Genomic DNA, 19967 nt, shown 5'->3' on the forward strand with positions numbered 1-19967 from the left:
ACAACTATGAAGCTGTGAACGTGTCAAGTGGGTTTCGGCATTTCTCTTCTATGGAGGCTCTTATTTTTGTTCCCACAAATTTATCATCGCCAAGCCATGAATTACAAACAGCAGGGGAGGTCCACAGGAACTTGGGTTAGGCAATCTCTACTAGGACTTGCGATCGCATTAGGCTTAGTTGGGAGTAGATTTTTGGAAAGTAGTTGGGCATTCACTCAACACCAGGATGAACCATCATCACTGTCTCAACGCCTAGAAACGGCGGAATCAAATTTCACTGTTCAGTTGGTGGATTCACCTCTTATCAATTGGGAGCAAGACTTTGCAGATCTGCTACAACAAACCCTTACGGCAGCTGACTCAATCCCAGTTTCAACTGAAAAACCTACAATTTTGTGGCAAGTTGTACGTACATCCAAACTTTTCCCTGATGCTCAAGTAGCTAAAGAGGTATTACAGCAGGCAATTACTGTAGCTAACTCAGTTCCAGATGAAGCTAAGGGGAACGTTCTTAGACAGATTACATATGTAGCCAGCGAACTTTCTGAACCTCTCATAACGGAAGAAGTCTTAGGGGACGTATTCGCTGCAACTAACTCCATTACCAAGCCAGATGAAAAAGCACGCACCTTACTTAGGCTGGCAGAAGCCTACGGACAAATCCCTAAACCTCAAATGGCTAAGGAGATTCTGGAACAAACACTTACCTTAGCTGACTCAATCCCAGAAGAAGAGAAAGTTTTGTTCTTGATTAAGGTTGCAGAAACCTATGGTAAACTTTCCGACTCTCCAAAGGCACAAGAGCTATTGCAGCAAATGCTCGTAAAGATTAGCACAAGGCCAGAAAAAGAGAGAATTCCAGTCTTAAGTAAAATTGTAAAAGCATCTGGCCAAATTCCCGACACTCAGACTGCTCAAGCGCTATTGCAACAGATCGCTGCCGAAGCTAGCCTTATCTCAGATGCAGATGCTAGAGCTTGGGTCTTAAGCAAAATTGCAAAAGTCTATAGTCAACTGTCTAATGATCAAGCTACCCAGGAAGTTTTACAACAGATACTTGCCATTCTTAACGCTGTTTCAGACTGGGATAAGAGGAGTAGAAGACGTACAAGTGCTTTGGAAGGCATTACAGAATTATCTGGCCAGTTCTCTAATCCGAAAGCAGGTCAGGCAGCTCTCCAGCATATACTCACAACGGTTAGCTCAATTCCAGCCTCAAGAACTAGAGCTGAGGCATTGTTGGATATTGCCCAAATCTACAATCAGCTTGCTGACCCACAAGCCGCTAAAGAGGTTTTACAACAAGCAATTACGACAGCTAGCTCAATTCAAGACTTAGATGCCCAAGCTAGATTTTTGAAGAGAGTAGCAGAGGCCAGCGGCCAACTTTCTGCACCACAAGCTACCAAAGAGATTCTACAACAAACGCTTGCCGCAGCTAACTCAATTCCAGAGTCTCGTGACCAGGCGATAGTCCTAGGCAGCATTGCTGAGGTGTCTGGAGAGTTCTCTGACCCGCAAACTGCCAAAGAGATTCTACAACAAATAGTCACGGCAGCTAACTCAATCCCGGAATCTTATGACCAGGCTGTAATCTTAATCAGCATTGCCAAGGCATCTGGAAAGCTTATTGATTCTCAGATCACTCAAAATATTTTACAACAGGTAATCACTACAGTTAGCTCCATCCAGGAGGTGAGTATCAAAGCTTGGGCCTTAACGGATATTGCCAAAGCACACAGCGAGTTCGGCGACTTACAATTAGTGCAAGATATCCTGCAACAGGCAGTCACGGCAGCTAACGATATTCCTGCCCCGGATACTAGAGCCAGAATCCTAATTGGCATTGTCGAAGCCTATGGACAGCTTGCTGATACTCAAGCTGTCGAAAAGCTTCTACTTCAGACAGTCGCTACGATTGACTCGATTCAAGATTCGACAGAGCAAACGAGAATCTTACTGTTAATCGCTATAACGCCTTGGCAACTCTCCGATACTCAAGTCGCTAAAGCAATTCTACAGCGAGCTACCGCTACGGATAATTCCATTCCAGAACCAGGTGCTGAAGCTTTGGTTTTGACTATAGTCGCAGGGATATCAGATCGTTTCTCCGGATCTCAAGCCACTGAAGAGATTTTACAGGAGGTACTTACCAAAACTGAACTCATCCCGAATTTTGTTACTAGAGCTTGGGTCTTGAGGAGTATTGCATTGTCATACGGAAAAATCAAAGATTTTGAGATGGCTAAAGCAGTTTTACAACAGTCGCTCACTTTGGACATGTCGATGGACTCTGATGCAAAAGCTTTGTTCTTAGATAGCTTTGCACGGGTTAGTGGAAAGCTTGCCGAGAACCAAGTCGTCACGGCATTGCTACAGCAAGTACTCACTGAAGCTAACTCTATCCAAGATCCAGGTAACAAAGCTACAGTTTTAAGGAGTGTTGCCGAGGCAGTTGAGATGGCAAGTGCATTAATCCAACAAACTGAACTACCTAAGTTTGGCCCAAATTAATGGCAACTTGCTCAGAAAACAGCTTCGTGGGCTGGGTTGAAGAATGAAACCCAGCAATCACAGAGCTTTACGTGCCTGACTTTGCGTTGGAGCGGATGTGAAGGCTAAAGCGTCAGGCTTCGTTATAAAATGGCCTCATACCGCTCAATTTTACCGTTGGGCAACAAAAGTGCCTAATGGGTGGAATGTTATTACGCTTTGTTAGCTTCTACCAATATTTCCTGAACAGCCCTTAGCGATGATTCCAGCGCACTTTGCATCCAACCTTGATTGGTTGATGTATGTTCCCCCGCAAAATGAATGCGCCCTTCTGGAACAATCCCATGTTCGTACAGACTCAATTGCTGATAGGGCCTGATCAAAGACCAAGCTCCTAAGCTCCAACGGTGATTGTCCCAACTCCAACTTTTCATACTCTGGATTGTTTGATTTTGATTAACCTGAGGATGAATCTTTGCGAGATTCTGCTGAACGATTCTATGGCGCTCCTGCTCAGGTAAGTGCGCTAAATGACGGGCTAGATTACCTGTTGTGTAGGATGCTAGCAAAACAGATGGAGCAGCTGAGATGGTAGGAGTTTTGGCCTGTGCATTATCTGAAGGATACTGGACTGTAGAGATGGGTAAATCGCTCGACGTACTCCCTCCGTATATCCCATCCTCTATTTCCCAAAAACGGCGATTCGTTACAGCGAATACCTTCGTAGCAGAAACATAGGAAAACTCCCGAATAGCCCGATGCTTAGCGGCAGAAAAGGGATTGTCCAGCCTAGATAAAACAGGGAAGGGAATCGTACAAAGAACAAAGTCTCCGACTTCTCTCTTGATGCTATTTTCTTCTACATAAACAGCTGCCGCCTTGGACGCTGAATCATCTCGCTCTAGGCTAATGACTTCACAACCCATTCTCGGTTTCGATTTGAGTTTGTCTGCCAAAGCAGTTGGGAAGCGATCGCTACCACCCACGATTTCTTCCATTTCGCCATAATTTGCGCCTACCCGGACAAAACTAAGCGCTGAACAATACATCAAACCGCCCAAAAAACCATTTGCCGCCGCCATCATTTCAATGGCATTGTCTGAAAAACCAGACGCTTTACACCACTGAAGCATGGACTGCTGATCCATCTCGCGAATGGCTGGATTTTGAATCTGCTGCGCAAAGATCTCAGCTTTCTCCTGTTCGTTCAATTGAGAAAGACGACTTCCAATGACGGTTCCTAAAACATCATCCGGCGTCAATCCTCTCTCCGAACCAGTCAGATTATAAAGACTGCTCAACTGTTCTGAATTCTTCGCCCGTATACGTTGGTTACGCAAATAGTAGTATGCCTCAGGATTGACTGTTACCGATGGACGGAGTTGTAACTCACACTCATTCACATAATGGTGGGTCAGATTATGACTCTTAGCGATTTGCGATGCGCCAACTTCGCCATACAAGCCGTTCCCAAAGCGCAGGGTACGAACTCGTCCTCCAATATGACTGCATTCCGCCTCTAGAATGACACATGAATGTCCCCGCTTTTCTAGCTCGTAAGCTGCACAAAGTCCTGCCATTCCTGCCCCCAAAATTATTACCTTCAAAGGTTGACTAGGATTAGGAGTAGCATCTAATTCGTTCAGCAAATTCGTAGACTTGATTTCTGTTTTAGAGGCCTTTGCATGTAATAGCTCTCTTGTGTGAATAAAACGAGATGTGAAAGCTGCACCACTTAAAGCAGCAACACCCCGCAAAAGCCAACGACGATTAATTTGGGATAAGGAGTTGACGTTAAAAAAAAATCGACTATCTTGATTCATTTGTAGTTATCCAAAGTGGCTTGCCAAAGCAAAATGAGAGACGAGTCGCTATTGGTGAAAGGGTTAGCGATCGCACAGATAGGTTTCTGTAAAGGCTGATGAATATAGTGTTGATTGAGTTTTTTCACCCTTGAAAGTCATTAATCGACTTAGTTCCTTTTAGACAGAGAAACCATCTGACCTCTATGGCTTATACTCACCAATAATCTCTAAAATGACTTCAAATCCCGTAATAAGCTGCCAGCCAAACAGACCTGTAATTGAGAATGCAAAAGCCATATGAATTTGACGTGCCCACTCTTTTCCTTTTTGCATAAAGGGAGCTAGGGCTGCGGCATTAGCCATCAAAACTGTCATGACAAGCCCGACGATGGTATGAGGGACGACATATAATTTGCCACTATTAAGATATTCAATTCCTAAAACACCGATACTTCCTGTTGTCATAAGAGCTAAAAGTAATGCTGCGCTTTGATAGTGTCTTTGAGGAAACTTTTGTTTAACTAAGGTTTTCTTTGTTTCTCCAGTCGCTTTGCGAGCACGATGAGATTGCAATCCTAAGTAAAGTGCGTAAATCGTCAAGACGAACACAACCCACATCCAGGCTGGATGAATTGCATAAAGCCAATACTTCATCACGTCTGGAAGTGAGCCTCCAAACTGTAAGCCATTCATTTCTGAACCAAATATTTAAGCTTAATCTGTCAAACCCACCATTGCCTGAGCATTTACAGTATGCATATGGTTCACTCTTGGTTTCTTGCCAATTTCTCCGATTTTTAGCACGTTCTTACAGAAGATGTTTAAGAAACGTCTTTGGCGTGACTCCAAACCATCGCTTAAAGTGGCGGTTGAGATGACTTTGATGGGCGAAGCCGACCTGGAGAGCAACTTCTGCGATTGGTAGCTTCCCTTCAACGAGAAGTTGCCTCGCCCGCTTAACTCGATGCTGAATCACATATTGATGCGGTGTGAATCCAGTCGATGCTTTGAAGAGCTGAGTGAAGTAGCTTGGACTCATTTGAGCGACAGCCGCAAGATCAGCTAAAGACAGTTTGCGATCCAGATAGGCATCAATGTATTCGAGCACCTGCCGCAATCGATAGCTTGGCAGTCCACCTGCTTGAGCTGGGAGTATTGGTTTTTGTGCAGTGTAATGGCGAATTAAGTGATTAAGCAGCGCGGTACAGAGGGAGTCTGCATAAAGCTGCCCCCCTAAGCCACTTGACTCAAGCTCGGCTTTTAGGGCTAATCCTATTCCATGAATTAACGGGTCAGCTGTTGCGAAATGGGGCACGAGTTCAGCGCTATCCCAGCTTCCCGTTAATTGCACCGCACTGAGAAATGCGGTTGGTTCAAGACTAAGAATCAGATAGCGATGCTCTGTATCCCAGCAAGCATAGTGGGGCATCTGGGCTGGAATAATGAGAATGTCGCCGACCTGAAAGTGATCTTCTTGAAACTGGGTATCTAACCTCTGTTCAGCCCAGGTTGGAGTCTCTAGGTGAACTAAAACCAAATGCTGATTGGAGACAGTTTCAGGAAGTTCATGGGGACGATGTTGATAGTAGCTTAGGTTAACCCCATGCCATTGTTTTGGTTGGCTTGAAAGGAGCGAGCCAGAGGGAAAAACCTGTAAAATCTCGCTATCTCTAGTGAAGTCAATCGCTATCGCGCTGCTTGAGGACTGTTTCTTAGTTCCAAAAGGGGCTTGTTTCACAGCGTCAGCTTATCAAAGGCTATTAAAATAATATAAGCATTGTGATTAGGATTTATCAATCTACACCACGCAAGAGCATTAGTGTTGTTGGCTCTTACAATCTTTTCTCAAGCGCAATGATTGTACATTAATTGTTACGCTGAAAAAGAAACATGGGTCTTAAATCAAATTACCTATGTACTAAACACAAAATCAACCAGTGCTCCCTTAGCGATCGGGTTTCTGAATGCCAGGAATTTTGCCGATTTCTATCCTCAAACATTCGAGGAAGCGTCGCAAACGTTGAGGTTGGTAACGCCCTGGTAAGGTGGCCACGTGAATGGTGAGCCTTGGTGCACGCCATTGCGGCAGAATATCCACCAAACGCTGATCAGCCAAGTCTTCTTCAATAAACCAGCGAGGCAAGACTGATGCACCCATGCCCGCAAGAGTAGCTTTGTGCAGGGCGATGATGCTGTTGGTGGTCATTTGGGCAAAAGGAGTCACTAAAACCTGCATTCCTTTGGCATTCGACAAAGGAATGCGATCGCCTTCAAAGGGCGTCAGCACAACAAAGGGAAGCTGCTCCAATGCCTGCGGTTTATTGATTGAGCCATAGTTTGCCAGTAGCTGAGGCGAAGCAACAATCATACGCTCTACCTGCCCAAGGGCCTCAACTTTTAGGGAGTCGTCAGGGACAGGGCCGATTTTAATCCAACAGTCACAGCCAACCTCGGCAAAGCGAATATTACTATCCTGCAATTGCCAAACTAGAGAAATCTGGGGGTGTTGCTGCTGGAATCTCAGCATGCTATCCAGTAGTTGGTTTTGTCCCAGGGCGATGGGAGCAACCACGCTAATTTTGCCTCGGGGGGTGGTTTGGGCGTCAAGATGTCTTTCTTCAAGGGCTTCCCAGCTGTCTAGCAACTGACGAGCATCGGCGAGCAGTTCAGTTCCGGCCACAGTTAACGACAGGCTATGGGTCGTCCGGTGCATGAGTTGAGTTTTGAAACGAGTCTCTAACTCTGCCAACTGGCGACTGACAGAGGGCTGCGACAGCCCCAAATCGCGGGCAGCCGCACTGATGCTGCCTGCATCGGCAATGCGTACAAAGGTATCCAGAAGAGTCAGGCGATCAAGGGATTTGCTCATGCATAAAATGAATAACAGCTATTTTTGTTAATCGTCTACACAATATCAGTTGATCCTGTCATAGTGAATTTATCAACATGATGTAGTTGGATTTCATTCTGTTGTAGATGGTGAGGAGATGTTTTTATAACTATTTCAGGATCCTCGCGATCGCAAAATCATCCCCTAAACAGGAACAGAACAACCTATTTCTAAAAAGATAGGCAACCTCGTCAACATAAACTTTAAAGCTATTAGTCTTAAACCCATGGAGTCTCCCTTCTTTTCCACTTCTAACCCTCTGAACTTTTTACTTGGTGGTGATCTCCCTATCAACCGCTTAGGTTATGGGGCCATGCGCCTGACTGGACAGCCCGGTAACTTTGGCCCCTATGCAGATTGGGAAGGCGGTAAACAATTGCTGCACCACGCTGTAGACCGTGGAGTTAACTTGATCGACACGGCTGAGGCCTATGGCCCTGGTCATAACGAAGAAATTATCGCTGATGCCTTTTATCCCTACCCTGCGGGTTTAGTCATTGCTACCAAGGGAGGGATCAATAAGCCTGCACCTGACAATATTCAAGCAGATGGTAGACCAGAGAGTTTGCGGCAAGGTGTTGAGGGCAGTTTACGACGGCTCAATCTGGAGCGTATTGACCTTTATCAGCTGCACCGCCCTGACCCCAAAGTGCCTTTTCCCGAATCGATTCAGACGCTTGCCGAGCTACAACAGGAAGGTAAAATTCGCCATATTGGTGTCTCAAATGTCACCCTGGCTCAGCTTAAGGAAGCTGAAGCGATCGCACCTATTACCTCAGTACAAAATCGCTATAGCCTGCTCGATCGCACGCACGAAGATATCCTCAACTATTGCACTGCCCATCAGATTGCCTTCATTGCCTACGGTCCCCTGGCCGCCCATCCACTCAGACCTGGTTCTCCCTTAGTAGATGCTGAGGGAACTCTACGTGAAATCGCCAACGCCCATAATATGAGCCCGACACAGATTGCCTTGGCTTGGCTGTTGCATCGGGCCTCCAATATTTTGCTGATTCCAGGAACAACGTCGATTGCCCATCTCAAAGAGAACTTAGCCAGCGCAACGATTAGTCTCTCACAGTCAGAGTTTCAGCAGCTAAACAACCTTGGATAATGTTTAAATCAAAATTCAGGTACTGCATCATCAACATCACCATAACCCTTATCCTCTTCATTGATTGACTACCCACTCAGCGACTCCATTCGCTAACGCTTTAGCGAGTTGCTGTTGTGATTCTGGATTAACAATCCACTCAAACTCATAGGGATTAATCATAAAGCCCAGCTCTAATAAGACACTTGGTGTCACACTGGGTCTTGTGAGAGCTAAATTATTCCAATAGACACCGTAGGCTGGGCGATCTAACGTCTCTACTAAGTAGTTGTGCAAAAATAATGCCAGATCATGGGCCTGGGGGTGATACCAAAATGCGCCAATGCCTGCTGTATTCAGGGCATCACCATTATCAGGCAGTGCGTTGTAATGAAGGCTTAGCGCCATGGTGGGCTCTGTTGCCTCAATCACAGCAACTCGATCGCGCGGAAACAAATCATCGTCGCCTTCGCGCACCATCACAACCTCAGCGCCCAACACCTCTAGTTCATCTCTTACTAACTTAGAGATTAATAGTGCAACATCTTTCTCGGGATACCCATTGGGGCCACGGGCACCCAGATCTTCACTGCTGCCATGGCCAGGATCAAGCAATATTGTTGTGCCCTGTAGTGGTGCGACAGTGGCATCAATGGCGGGCGGATGTTTGAGCGAGAGAATCAGATTTGTTCCTTCATAACGCAGTTTATACCCCCACTGTTGATCGGTCTTAAAATGGAATGTATAGGAAGCCTTATCTGGCAAAATGGGCTGCCAGTCCATCCGTTCCACCACTGGGTTATCAGAGAAAAAGATAGTATCCGTTTGGGGCACCGTGTTGTGTAAAATCAGGGTCAGACTGTTGGTGTCTTGTTCCACCGTCATGGGCACTGGCACCTGTAGCGGAAAGATGACCTCAGTCCAGTCTGCTACTTGACGGGATCTGATGCCGCGAATGGTTGTTGTGACTGGGACAGGACTAGGAGAAAGCGAGACTTCTGATGCCCGAATCCAAGCGCCGTAATCTAGACGCACCCAATCCCCTTCACGACCGGTAACAGTAGCGCTGGTGCCTTGGGGAAGTGGTGTTAGACGAGAATAATCGGTGCTAGGGCCAGTGCGAGCAATGCCAGACTCTACGGTAACTTCTGCCACTTGAAAAGAGGTGGGAGAGAGAATCTCTATGGAGCCACTACCCGCCTGGGTGATTGTTTGCCCATTGAGGGTGAGCTGAAATTCGGGGGTGCCAAAGCTTCCCGGTTGATTAAAGGTGGCACAGCCGCCATACTGCGCAGCATTGAGTGCATAGGGCTCAGTTTGTTCAGTTAGTACAGCATAGTTGGGAGGTAGCTCAAAGCTGCCAGGCTGAACCCTAAGAGCGATGCTCTGACCGGCTAAATTAACGGCGACTTGGGCTTGAGGTGGAGCAACGGCTTCAAAACACACCAATTCTCCTGGCTGACGAGCAATACTGCGGCTAGGCTCTAATGTATTTTCTGCAAAGGCAATGCCATTGATCTGAGGAGGCTCTAAGGAATCACGGGTAATGTTAAACGTGATGCTTTCACTGCCTTGGGTAATGGTGAATTGGTTCTGACCGATGGCTAAGGGGACTGTGGGGGCAAAATGTCCGGCTGAGCTGCGGTCGGTGATAGGGGTACCGTTAATTAAAACGTCACTGTCAGGGGCACCGGTGCCAATAAAGAAAATTCGATCTGATACGGTAGTGTGAGTGGACGGTGGATAGGCAACAAATAATTCAGCCATGGCTGGGTGAACAATTGCAAGCTGGCATGTTAATGCGGGTACTAATGCCCCCGCCAATGTTTTCCAACGATTTGCCATGGTGATTTACCCTCTATTCAACCCACGGGCGAAATTATAGCGGCTGTTGCTCCCCCTATAGGTTTTACGACTAGATGTAAGGACGAATAGAAAGAGAGTGTTACGTTTTAATCAACTAACGGGTCAAACTCATTCTGATTGCTCAGGGGTAAAACCAGGTATTTCTCTCCCATCGAGGGAATAATCTGGCCCTCTGAGGCTATGGCACAATTAACGGGGTCCACTGCATCCAACTTTTAACGGCCTGGTTTTTAAATTGAAACCTGGTTGTTTTGGGTTTGCATAATTATCCAATCTCCGCTTTGCGATCGCATTATGACTAAGTTTGTGTTTGTCACGGGTGGTGTCGTTTCCAGTATTGGTAAAGGCATTGTCGCGGCTAGTTTAGGCCGTTTGCTCAAGTCCCGCGACTATTCGGTGTCTATCCTCAAGTTGGATCCCTACATTAACGTTGATCCTGGCACCATGAGTCCGTTTCAGCACGGAGAAGTGTTTGTGACGGAAGATGGTGCCGAAACGGATCTGGATCTGGGTCACTATGAGCGATTTACCGATACCTCTATGTCGCGTCTCAATAGTGTCACCACCGGTTCGATTTACCAAGCAGTCATCAATAAAGAGCGGCGGGGTGAATACAATGGACGCACTGTGCAGGTGATCCCCCACGTTACCAATGAAATCAAAGAGCGGATTCGTCGGGTTGCTCAAAACCGCAACCCCGATGTAGTGATCGTGGAGATTGGTGGCACCGTAGGCGACATTGAGGGGCTACCATTTTTAGAAGCCATTCGCCAATTCCGTAAAGATGTGGGGCGCGAAAATGTTATCTACATGCATGTGACGCTGATTCCTTATATCCCGGCGGCAGGAGAAATTAAAACCAAGCCCACCCAACACTCGGTTAAAGAACTACGGTCCATTGGTTTGCAGCCAGATATTTTGGTGTGTCGCTGTGCCCAGCCGATTCCCGAGCACATCAAGGCTAAGGTGTCGGACTTTTGCGATGTGCCCGAGGCCTGTGTGATTGCGGCAAATGATGCCCCCAGCATCTATGAAGTGCCTCTGCTGATGGAGCAGGAAGGCTTGGCAGAACAGGCTATTCGCTTGCTTAATTTAGAGGATCGCATCCCCGCCTTAGACAAGTGGTCCACCCTGGTGGAGCGGCTATACACGCCTACCCAAACCTTGGATATTGCCATTGTTGGTAAGTATGTCAGCTTGAACGATGCCTATCTGTCGGTGGTAGAAGCTTTGAGGCACGCTGCGATCGCAATCCATGCTGAAGTGAGTATCCGCTGGATCAGCTCAGAAGACATTGAAGCGAACGATCCGGCTGACTATCTAGAAGGTGTTCACGGCATTGTGGTACCGGGGGGCTTTGGCAGTCGTGGCATCGATGGCAAAATTCGCACCATTGAATACATCAAAGAACAGGGCATTCCCTTCTTAGGTTTATGCCTGGGGATGCAATGTGTTGTGGTGGAATGGGCTCGCAATGTAGCTAAGCTATCTGAAGCCAATAGTGCTGAAATTGATCCTGAAAGTGAAAACCCAGTCATTAACCTCCTACCGGAGCAACAGGATGTGGTGGACTTAGGGGGCACTATGCGCTTAGGTTTGTATGCCTGTCGTTTAGAGCCAGGTACCCTCGCCAGTCAGCTGTACGACCAGCCAGTCATTTACGAACGTCATCGCCACCGTTACGAGTTTAATAATGCCTACCGCAATCTGTTTTTAGAAACAGGCTATGTGGTTAGCGGCACCTCCCCCGACGGACGTTTAGTGGAGATTGTCGAACTGCCCGACCATCCTTTCTTTATTGCCAGTCAGTTCCACCCCGAATTTCAATCCCGACCCAATGCCCCTCACCCACTTTTCTTAGGCATGATCAAAGCCGCCGCAAAGCGCTCTGGCAATCCCTCTGCCATGGATGAGATCGCGCCTGCACCAGCGATGTCAGAACCAGAAGCATGGACCCAATCCATTGCCGATCCGGTGGCTTAGTGCCTTGGGTGATAGCTGTTCAATGAACGGTCCCTAGGCCGTTGGTTCATCGGGCCATGGGTTCATAAGTACGTCCTTCATAGGAGCGGCAACCTTCACATGGCCCCATGGGATTAACGGCACAGCGAATATGGGGAGAACGGGCATTGAGCTGACAGGTGATATCACCAATCACCAAGCCAATGCCGTCGATATAATGCTCATCTGGATCTCGTCGTCGCCACGGGTGAACTGAGGGGTATTGGGCTGATTCTATGGCAAAGTCAAATCGTTCAATGACTCGTCGTTCGGCTCGATACGTTGCCCAAACTGATAGAGCTGGTGGCAGTAGGCCTATCAGAATCAAAAATACCACTACGACCATACAGAGCGATTATTTGAGGGTAATTTCTCTGATCGTAGCGCAGGTTGTTGGAGCGGCGGATGTAGATTTGTGGAAGAGGGGGTGAAGGGAGGAGAGTGAATGTTGGGTCACGATAAACACGATATAAACACGACCCAACATTCATTTTCCCTATTTTTCTTCCTTTTCCTTTGGCTTATAGGTTGACTTCACCTGCAATTCCTTGAGCTGACGCTCATCTACTTTGGATGGTGCCTGGGTCAACAGACAGCGGGCTTGTTGGGTTTTGGGGAATGCGATCGCATCGCGAATCGACGTTTCCTCTGCCATGAGCATCACCAATCGGTCTAAACCGTAGGCAATGCCACCGTGGGGCGGTGCACCAAAATCAAAGGCATCCATAAAGAAGCCAAACTTTTCGCGGGCTTCTTCATCGCTGAGGCCAATGGTGGAAAATACTTTAGCCTGTACATCGGGTTGATAGATACGGAGACTGCCACCGCCAATCTCATAGCCGTTGAGCACCAGGTCATAGGCCACGGCTCTAGCCGTTGTTAGGTCATCAATATCCTCAGGATTGGGCGCTGTAAATGGGTGGTGTAATGCCTCATAGCGATTTTCATCAGCGTTCCACTCAAACATGGGGAAGTCTGTCACCCAGAGGAAGTTGAGCTTGTCGTGATCAATCAGATCTAGCTCGGCGGCAATGGCCTGACGGACTTTATCTAGGGCGGCATTAACTGTGGCTGTGGGGCCGGCACCAAATAGCAGCAGGTGGCCAGCCTCAGCACCGGTACGCTCTAGCAGCGTTTGCTTTTGCTCATCACTGAGGTTGTCCTTAATGGCTCCAATGGTGTCGATTTCCCCACCTTCGCGAACACGAATGTAGGCCAATCCTTTAGCACCCGCATCAGTGGCCACCTTAAACACATCACCGCCGGGCTTAATGCGCACATTAGAAATGGCATCATTACCACCAGGAATCGCTAGTACTTTTACCTGACCGCCAGACTTGACAGCGCCGGAAAACACCTTAAATCCAGAGTCTTTAACAATGTCAGAGACTGAAACCAGCTCCAGATCGTAGCGAGTGTCCGGCTTATCGCTACCGTAGCGATCCATCGCCTCGGCATAGGTCATGCGGGGGAACGGCAGCGGCAGGTCGATGCCCTTCACGACCTTGAAAATATGGGCCACTAAATTTTCATTGAGCGCCAGGATCTCCTCTTGATCCATAAAGCTCATTTCCATATCCAGCTGAGTAAATTCTGGCTGGCGGTCGGCGCGCAGGTCTTCATCGCGAAAACAGCGAGCAATCTGGTAGTAGCGATCCAGGCCTGCTACCATCAGTAGCTGCTTAAATAGCTGAGGCGACTGGGGTAACGCGTACCATTCGCCTGGATTAACCCGTGAGGGCAGTACATAGTCCCGTGCCCCTTCTGGCGTAGAGCGGGTGAGGACTGGAGTTTCAACTTCAACAAATCCTTCCTGGTCTTCAAGAAAACGACGAATCGCTTTCATGACCTCATGGCGCAAGCGGATATTACGACTCATGCGCTCTCGTCGCAAATCTAAATAGCGGTACTTTAACCGCAGTTCCTCACGCACATTTTCCTCTTCCGCCGTTGAAATTTGAAACGGCAGTTGCTTACGCACGGCGCTGAGGAGTTCAATGCTATCGGCGTAAATTTCTACCTGCCCCGTTGGCAAGTTAGGGTTCAATGACTCGGGTGGACGCTGGCTAACCCGGCCTTCAATTTTCACGACATACTCATTACGTACCTGATCAGCCGCTGGATAGGAGGCCGGGGTACGTTCGGGATCGCTGACAATTTGCACAACACCATCGCGATCGCGCAAATCTAGAAAAATCACACCACCATGGTCACGGCGGCGATCCACCCAGCCATACAGGGTAACAGTCTTATCGATATGCTCGGCCCGCAGCTGACCGCAGTATAAGGTACGCATGGATATAGAAAGAGGGTGATTTTTCGTAGGTTTCAACAAAGCCTACCTATTATCTAGGATTGTTAGGTAGTTTTGAATTTTGAATTTTGAGTTTTAAGTTTGATCCTTTTGAGATTTTTCTGGCAAGCCCAGGACATCAACTCAAAATTCAATACTTAAAACTCAAACTTCAAGGCCAAATCTCCCTTTCCGTAAAACCGCTATCGGACGGCTGCACGACCCTGCATCATATCCGACAGCATAGACGCTGGCTGCTTTTGGTGGGGCCAGGCAAAAGCATGACGAAACGCAGCTTCTTGACATGCTCGCAGGCCATCAAAACCAATGACGTCCTGAGTTAGCAGGTTTTCATACTCAAAGGGCAGTCGCACATTGTGCAACCCAGCGTTGTCCGTACAAATTGCAATATCCACACCTGCGTCAAAGCAGCGGCTAAAGACCTCTTTCAGCTGACTAATTTCATCGAGGGTACCCGTTTGCCAGTAGGTCGTCGGACAGACTTCTAAGCATTGTCCCCGCGCAGCTACATCCTTGAGCAGTTCTGGATAATGTAGCGGGATCTGAATACCATGGCCAATCCTCATCAGATAGGGCAACAGCTCTGGATAGCAGCCATTGGATGTTTCATAGAGGTGTCCCGTTGTCTTGATCCCCAACGATTGAGCATAGCGATATAGCTGCACAATCTCATCCAGCTTTTCTCGATAGGCTGCATCTCCACCCGCAATGTCAATGGCACAGACATAGTCTGGGTACTGTGCTGCCAGATCAACGGTGGCTCGATTGATTTCGTAGGGCAAACGGGAGTGCATACATAGAATTTGCCGAGTCACGACTGGATACTCGGTTTGTTCACTGGCACGACCAACGATCTCAACGATCTCCGCCATCATGTCCATGCGCTCCCGCTCGCTCATGCTGTGGGGTGTGCGATAAAACGGCGTATAGCGCAATTCAAGATAAGCCAGGTTTTCGAAGATGTAGGCTCCTCGAATTAGACGATAGATAAAGTAAGGCAGTGCTTCGCGAGTTTGAACACTTTCTACGAGGGTATGTAGCTCCAAATACTCTTCTAGAGAGTCCTTGGGTTGAATGTAGAATTGCTCAAACTCGGCATAATTTTGAAACCGCTCAGCTAAATCAGGACGGTTTCTCTGAAAGTAGCGCCACAGGATTCTGGGTACGACAGAGCCCCCCAGATGGCGATGGAGTTCTGCATAAAGACTCATGATGTCTCAATGTATTGGGTGGATTGGTGAAAAAAATTAATTGCTTAATGTTGCGAGAGCAACGACAACCCCACGACCCTTTCAAAATTACGCGGGGATCAAAAATTACAACGTTGAAACAAAAATTAAAAAAGTGTGAAATGCCTATTAAATTAAGTTTTACCTCAGGATTTAATTTTTTGCCTAAAAAAAACTTCAAAACCCTGATGAGCTTAAACTTTAGTTAACCTTTGGGGTTTGAGAAAGTAGCGCGCAAGTTAGCGGAATTTATTTTTTTACTACGACCAAGGTTTATGTTGCATTTGTTGACACTAGCTACCTTGCCTCATCATAATTGTGATTTGTTTGAACTCTAACGCGCGAGATTCCCTTGGCAAACGTTATTGTAATTGGTGCCCAGTGGGGCGATGAAGGTAAAGGAAAAATCACTGATTTGCTTAGTAAATCAGCAGATGTGGTTGTCCGTTATCAAGGTGGTGTCAATGCAGGACACACTGTTGTTGTAAAAGATCAGACCTTTAAGCTGCACTTGATCCCATCGGGCATCTTGTACCGTGATACGGAGTGTTTGATCGGTAGTGGTACAGTTATCGACCCTAAGGAGTTGATAGCTGAACTTGATAAGTTAGATGGCCTGGGAGTTTCCAGTAAAAATCTCTTTATTTCTGAAACTGCCCATGTGACCATGCCTTATCATCGGCTGATTGATCAGGCTTCTGAGGAACGTCGAGGGAGTAAGAAGATCGGCACTACAAAGCGTGGTATCGGTCCCACCTACGCGGACAAGTCAGAGCGCACAGGGATTCGCATTTGCGATCTAATGGATTTGTCAGCTTTTCGCGATCAGTTAGATTGGACAATTAGCTACAAAAATATTGTTCTAGAAAAGCTCTATAATCTTCCACCTCTCGATGCAGAGGAAGTATTCCAGGAGTATGAGGTTTACGCTGAGCGATTACGCCCCCATGTGGTTGATAGCTCTTTGCACATATACGATGCATTGACAAAGCGTAAAAATGTACTGTTTGAAGGGGCTCAGGGAACTCTTCTAGATCTCGACCACGGTACTTATCCCTATGTGACATCATCCAACCCAGTTGCCGGTGGTGCATGTATTGGTTCCGGTATTGGCCCAACTGCTATTGATCGCGTGATTGGTGTTGCCAAGGCGTATACAACTCGTGTAGGTGAAGGACCCTTCCCCACTGAGCTATTGGATGAAATGGGCAATGCTCTTTGTATGCGTGGGGCCGAGTTTGGTACGACGACGGGTCGACAGCGTCGCTGCGGCTGGTTTGACGCTGTGATTGGTCGTTATGCTGTCCGGATTAATGGCTTAGACTGTTTGGCCATTACCAAGCTGGATGTTTTAGATGAGCTGGACGAAATTAAGGTTTGCGTTGCCTATGAGTTAGATGGTGAACGCTGCCATGATTTGCCGGGTAGTGCTAGTCAGTTTGCTCGGTGTAAGCCGGTTTATGAGGTGATGCCAGGTTGGAAACAATCCACAGCGAACTGTCGTAAACTAGAGGACCTGCCTTCACAGGCTCTTGATTATCTAGAGTTTTTGGCCAAGCTGATGGAAGTTCCCATTGCCATTGTGTCGTTGGGTGCTAGCCGCGATCAGACAATTATTGTGGAAGATCCAATCCATGGTCCAAAGCGTGCCCTGCTCTATGAGAACGGTGGCGCATTTAAGGTGGCTTAGATTATGATCATTGGCCCCCAAACGCTAGGATGATAAAGCTCTAAATTACGGTGTTACTGGGCAGATGCCGTATCGCAAAGGTTTGAGGCCAGTGCAAACTCGATTGTAGGCTGACTGGCTGCCTAAAAAGTTGGACGGACAACAATTTCTTTTTTCATCGATCGGATAATTATAATGGAACTGACTCTCGACTGTAGTAAGCGTGCAGATAATGAAAAACCTGGGGCTTTACGTCGCGCAGGTGTGATGCCGGCTGTACTTTATGGCCACGATGGCACTAACTCGGTATCCCTCAAGGCAAATACCCGTGAAGTTGAAGCGCTGATACGTAATGCTAAGGGGCAGAAAGTGGAGTTGAGCCTGAATGTGACTGATATGCCTTGGAACGGCAAAGTCGTTTTGCAAGAAGTGCAAAATCATCCTTGGAAAAGTGAGATTTATCACATTAGTTTCTTGGCTCAATAAGCTTAATTTTTAGCATAGCTATTAAAACCTCTGATTTCTCTAAGAAGTCGGGGGTTTTAAAGAAACCGGGCTTTTTAATGGCAGCCAGTATAGTATAGGCGTTAACTATTCAGCCCTGTTTTACGACGGATATGAAAACGCCTCAAGGAAAAAAAATTATTAATGACATGACCGATTTGATTGTGCCAGCTGCGTTGCGGATTTGGCTGGTCTTTCTATTGGTCTTTGTGTTGTTAGGGTATCCAGTAACGGTCAGTATTTTGTTCGGGGCTGTGGGTGGTTTTGCAGGTGGCTTAGTGTCTGCCTGGTGGTATGCGCCAGGAGGAGAGCCTATGCCTAAAGCAGATGGGCAGACCTTGTCTCCCATGTTGCAGCTACCTAAATTGCGCTGGCGCGGTGAGCGGCGTCATTTGCGGCGGCGGCAGCGCTAATATCCATCAAGTTTAAAAAAGTTGATAGACGGTGGGTAGCATGATGGCTATTACATTTTTTAATTCGGTGATTCCATCTACTCAACAATTGACCCTTGATGGACTACTACTATGTTTTTCTTTTTATCGAAGTTCCTTCCTTTACTGATTTATCCGTTGGGATTGAGCTGTTTGCTCCTATTGATAGCTCTAGTTTCGCTGTGGAAGTTTCCTCGCCGGTCTTTATTTGCGATCGCAACCGCCTTACTCATCCTTTTTTGCAGCAGTAATCCTTTAATTGCGGTCACCTTTGTCAAAACCCTAGAATGGCAATACTTGCCCTTAGACCCTGTACCCGCCGCTGAAGTGATTGTAGTTCTAGGTGGGAGCACCCGCGCTCAGTCCCCACCTCGTCCTTGGGTCGAAGTTTTAGAAGCAGGTGACCGTATTTTGTATGGTGTCAAGCTCTATAAAGAGGGGGTGGCTCCCTCGATTTTGTTTAGCGGTGGTCGTGTCTCTTGGCAAGGTAATGAGGGTGGTTCAGAAGCTCAGGATATGGCTGCGATCGCGAAAACAATGGGCGTGCCTGAACGCAGTATTGTGCTAGAGAATGTATCCTTAAATACGTACCAAAATGCCGTAGAAACAGCGAAAATCCTGCGCCAGAAAAAGATCACCAACATTTTACTAGTGACTTCAGCTATCCATATGCCCAGGTCTGTCGCAATTTTTGAGAAGCAGGGGTTTGATGTGACGCCAGCTCCTACTGACTATTGGGTTGCTCAGGAATCTCTGGATCAGATGCGAGGAATTTCCCCGGGAACATTTCTCAATGTCTTGCCCGACACCGAAGCCCTTCACTTTTTTACAAGAGCTCTTAAGGAATATATAGGACTCGGGATCTATCGTCTGAGGGGCTGGTTATAGTGAGGTGAGTAGCACCTGTTTCCCCACATGATTTTCAGACTATGCAAGGTTAAACGTTGACCTCCACCTTAACTTTCTGACTAGCCCGAGTATGTTCAAACGTTCTTTAGAACCTCCCGCAACGAATGTTGGTGAATCGATTCAACTACAACAAATTGCCTACGAGTTTCGTCAGGAAGTTAAATACCGTGATGACTTTGAAGCCTATTGCCAGTGGTACTACGACACGGCTGAAAAACATCGTACAGAGCTCGCTGCAATGAAAAACGATATCCCTTTCTTTAGTTGGTTTTGTCGTAGTCGTACCTGAGGAGACTGTTGGAGTTAAGAGAGGATGGTTTGGCTAGAGAGTAGGATGCTGACATACCATTAAAGTGTTAGCCAACGGCTCAGCTAGCCTAAGCGGTAACTGTTGAGGGAGATGCTAGAGTACTTCTAATTCTGCTGATGACAGGTGAGCTTTGAACGGTCTTTTGGCACCTTCAATGGCAAATTCAACCACGACTGGAAAGTTAGGGCTAATGGGGCGTCCTTTCCAGTCAGTTAAGACTTCTTTGATGACTCCTTCCATGCCCTCAGCATTGTGAGGTTGATTTCGGTGTTGAGGATGGTGAAACAGAACAACAGGAGTGGAAACCCGTACGCGATCGCCAGCTTTCATAGACATGCAATAATCCCAAAAAAGAAAAAACGTGTGATCGCATTGCGAACCACACTGTTCATTAAGTTGAGAATTATTTTCTCATAAGATAGCACCCTCCATGTAGCTTTAACAACTCAGTAG

General features: G+C 47.2%; 17 protein-coding genes. 8 read left to right on the plus strand and 9 right to left on the minus strand.

The features are described 5' to 3' along the window. Positions 1 to 96 precede the first annotated feature (96 nt). Complete coding sequence (locus SPB21_RS27980; RefSeq protein WP_499868315.1) at positions 97 to 2514, plus strand: tetratricopeptide repeat protein; 2418 nt, start codon at positions 97 to 99, stop codon at positions 2512 to 2514. Between the two features lie 191 nt (positions 2515 to 2705). On the opposite strand, the gene SPB21_RS27985 is transcribed toward SPB21_RS27980, so the two are convergent. From SPB21_RS27985 to SPB21_RS28000, 4 genes are all read right to left on the minus strand, one after another. Continuing rightward, positions 2706 to 4316, minus strand: a complete 1611-nt coding sequence (locus SPB21_RS27985; protein WP_163698698.1) for a flavin monoamine oxidase family protein — start codon at positions 4314 to 4316, stop codon at positions 2706 to 2708. Positions 4317 to 4499: 183 nt separating this feature from the next. Then, entirely contained in the window at positions 4500 to 4991 is a 492-nt protein-coding gene (locus SPB21_RS27990) for a DUF4079 domain-containing protein (RefSeq protein ID WP_499868317.1), read from the minus strand. 115 nt (positions 4992 to 5106) lie between these two features. Then, on the minus strand, positions 5107 to 6036 hold the full coding sequence (locus SPB21_RS27995; protein ID WP_163663416.1) for a helix-turn-helix domain-containing protein: 930 nt from the start codon (positions 6034 to 6036) through the stop codon (positions 5107 to 5109). Between the two features lie 207 nt (positions 6037 to 6243). Further along, positions 6244 to 7167, minus strand: coding sequence for a LysR family transcriptional regulator (locus tag SPB21_RS28000; RefSeq protein ID WP_499868319.1), 924 nt, complete (start codon positions 7165 to 7167; stop codon positions 6244 to 6246). Between the two features lie 247 nt (positions 7168 to 7414). Here SPB21_RS28000 and SPB21_RS28005 point away from each other — a divergent pair, with 247 nt between their 5' ends. Beyond that, complete coding sequence (locus SPB21_RS28005) at positions 7415 to 8302, plus strand: aldo/keto reductase (protein WP_499868321.1); 888 nt, start codon at positions 7415 to 7417, stop codon at positions 8300 to 8302. 57 nt (positions 8303 to 8359) lie between these two features. Here SPB21_RS28005 and SPB21_RS28010 read toward each other — a convergent pair whose 3' ends face one another. Beyond that, positions 8360 to 10126: an N-acetylmuramoyl-L-alanine amidase family protein gene (locus tag SPB21_RS28010; protein ID WP_499062104.1), complete on the minus strand. Its 1767-nt coding sequence runs from the start codon at positions 10124 to 10126 to the stop codon at positions 8360 to 8362. A gap of 315 nt (positions 10127 to 10441) precedes the next feature. Here SPB21_RS28010 and pyrG point away from each other — a divergent pair, with 315 nt between their 5' ends. Then, positions 10442 to 12130, plus strand: a complete 1689-nt coding sequence (gene pyrG, locus SPB21_RS28015; RefSeq protein ID WP_163698690.1) for a CTP synthase — start codon at positions 10442 to 10444, stop codon at positions 12128 to 12130. Between the two features lie 46 nt (positions 12131 to 12176). On the opposite strand, the gene SPB21_RS28020 is transcribed toward pyrG, so the two are convergent. The 3 genes from SPB21_RS28020 to SPB21_RS28030 all read right to left on the minus strand — a co-directional run bounded on the left by SPB21_RS28020 (position 12177) and on the right by SPB21_RS28030 (position 15673). Continuing rightward, entirely contained in the window at positions 12177 to 12494 is a 318-nt protein-coding gene (locus SPB21_RS28020) for a DUF6464 family protein (RefSeq protein ID WP_284681674.1), read from the minus strand. A 150-nt stretch (positions 12495 to 12644) separates the two neighbouring features. Continuing rightward, the gene (gene aspS, locus SPB21_RS28025; RefSeq protein WP_499868323.1) at positions 12645 to 14444 is read right to left on the minus strand and encodes an aspartate--tRNA ligase; all 1800 of its coding nucleotides are present in this window, start codon (positions 14442 to 14444) and stop codon (positions 12645 to 12647) included. A gap of 200 nt (positions 14445 to 14644) precedes the next feature. Beyond that, positions 14645 to 15673, minus strand: coding sequence for an adenosine deaminase (locus SPB21_RS28030; protein ID WP_006518281.1), 1029 nt, complete (start codon positions 15671 to 15673; stop codon positions 14645 to 14647). A gap of 370 nt (positions 15674 to 16043) precedes the next feature. Between SPB21_RS28030 and SPB21_RS28035 the strand changes: the two genes are divergently transcribed. From SPB21_RS28035 to SPB21_RS28055, 5 genes are all read left to right on the plus strand, one after another. Continuing rightward, entirely contained in the window at positions 16044 to 17381 is a 1338-nt protein-coding gene (locus SPB21_RS28035; protein WP_163663403.1) for an adenylosuccinate synthase, read from the plus strand. Between the two features lie 174 nt (positions 17382 to 17555). After that, positions 17556 to 17846, plus strand: coding sequence for a 50S ribosomal protein L25 (gene rplY, locus SPB21_RS28040; protein ID WP_163663401.1), 291 nt, complete (start codon positions 17556 to 17558; stop codon positions 17844 to 17846). A gap of 131 nt (positions 17847 to 17977) precedes the next feature. Continuing rightward, positions 17978 to 18277, plus strand: a complete 300-nt coding sequence (locus tag SPB21_RS28045) for a hypothetical protein (RefSeq protein ID WP_163663399.1) — start codon at positions 17978 to 17980, stop codon at positions 18275 to 18277. A 111-nt stretch (positions 18278 to 18388) separates the two neighbouring features. Beyond that, complete coding sequence (locus SPB21_RS28050) at positions 18389 to 19183, plus strand: YdcF family protein (protein WP_163663397.1); 795 nt, start codon at positions 18389 to 18391, stop codon at positions 19181 to 19183. A 91-nt stretch (positions 19184 to 19274) separates the two neighbouring features. Next, positions 19275 to 19493 (plus strand): hypothetical protein, encoded by a 219-nt coding sequence (locus tag SPB21_RS28055; RefSeq protein ID WP_499868324.1) that lies wholly within the window; start codon positions 19275 to 19277, stop codon positions 19491 to 19493. Positions 19494 to 19607: 114 nt separating this feature from the next. Here SPB21_RS28055 and SPB21_RS28060 read toward each other — a convergent pair whose 3' ends face one another. Then, positions 19608 to 19850 (minus strand): ferredoxin-thioredoxin reductase variable chain, encoded by a 243-nt coding sequence (locus SPB21_RS28060; RefSeq protein WP_006518275.1) that lies wholly within the window; start codon positions 19848 to 19850, stop codon positions 19608 to 19610. Positions 19851 to 19967: the final 117 nt, after the last annotated feature.

The organism is Leptothoe sp. ISB3NOV94-8A (genome assembly GCF_043421595.1).
GTDB lineage: Bacteria > Cyanobacteriota > Cyanobacteriia > Phormidesmidales > Phormidesmidaceae > Leptothoe > Leptothoe turfae.

What these genes read in the sequence shown, in the direction of transcription:
- SPB21_RS27980 (WP_499868315.1), top strand. Translation starts at nt 97, where the DNA reads ATGAATTACAAACAGCAGGGGAGGTCCACAGGAACTTGGGTTAGGCAA.
- SPB21_RS27985 (WP_163698698.1), bottom strand. Translation starts at nt 4,316, where the DNA reads ATGAATCAAGATAGTCGATTTTTTTTTAACGTCAACTCCTTATCCCAA.
- SPB21_RS27990 (WP_499868317.1), bottom strand. Translation starts at nt 4,991, where the DNA reads ATGAATGGCTTACAGTTTGGAGGCTCACTTCCAGACGTGATGAAGTAT.
- SPB21_RS28000 (WP_499868319.1), bottom strand. Translation starts at nt 7,167, where the DNA reads ATGAGCAAATCCCTTGATCGCCTGACTCTTCTGGATACCTTTGTACGC.
- SPB21_RS28005 (WP_499868321.1), top strand. Translation starts at nt 7,415, where the DNA reads ATGGAGTCTCCCTTCTTTTCCACTTCTAACCCTCTGAACTTTTTACTT.
- SPB21_RS28010 (WP_499062104.1), bottom strand. Translation starts at nt 10,126, where the DNA reads ATGGCAAATCGTTGGAAAACATTGGCGGGGGCATTAGTACCCGCATTA.
- pyrG (WP_163698690.1), top strand. Translation starts at nt 10,442, where the DNA reads ATGACTAAGTTTGTGTTTGTCACGGGTGGTGTCGTTTCCAGTATTGGT.
- SPB21_RS28020 (WP_284681674.1), bottom strand. Translation starts at nt 12,494, where the DNA reads ATGGTCGTAGTGGTATTTTTGATTCTGATAGGCCTACTGCCACCAGCT.
- aspS (WP_499868323.1), bottom strand. Translation starts at nt 14,444, where the DNA reads ATGCGTACCTTATACTGCGGTCAGCTGCGGGCCGAGCATATCGATAAG.
- SPB21_RS28030 (WP_006518281.1), bottom strand. Translation starts at nt 15,673, where the DNA reads ATGAGTCTTTATGCAGAACTCCATCGCCATCTGGGGGGCTCTGTCGTA.
- rplY (WP_163663401.1), top strand. Translation starts at nt 17,556, where the DNA reads ATGGAACTGACTCTCGACTGTAGTAAGCGTGCAGATAATGAAAAACCT.
- SPB21_RS28045 (WP_163663399.1), top strand. Translation starts at nt 17,978, where the DNA reads ATGAAAACGCCTCAAGGAAAAAAAATTATTAATGACATGACCGATTTG.
- SPB21_RS28050 (WP_163663397.1), top strand. Translation starts at nt 18,389, where the DNA reads ATGTTTTTCTTTTTATCGAAGTTCCTTCCTTTACTGATTTATCCGTTG.
- SPB21_RS28055 (WP_499868324.1), top strand. Translation starts at nt 19,275, where the DNA reads ATGTTCAAACGTTCTTTAGAACCTCCCGCAACGAATGTTGGTGAATCG.
- SPB21_RS28060 (WP_006518275.1), bottom strand. Translation starts at nt 19,850, where the DNA reads ATGTCTATGAAAGCTGGCGATCGCGTACGGGTTTCCACTCCTGTTGTT.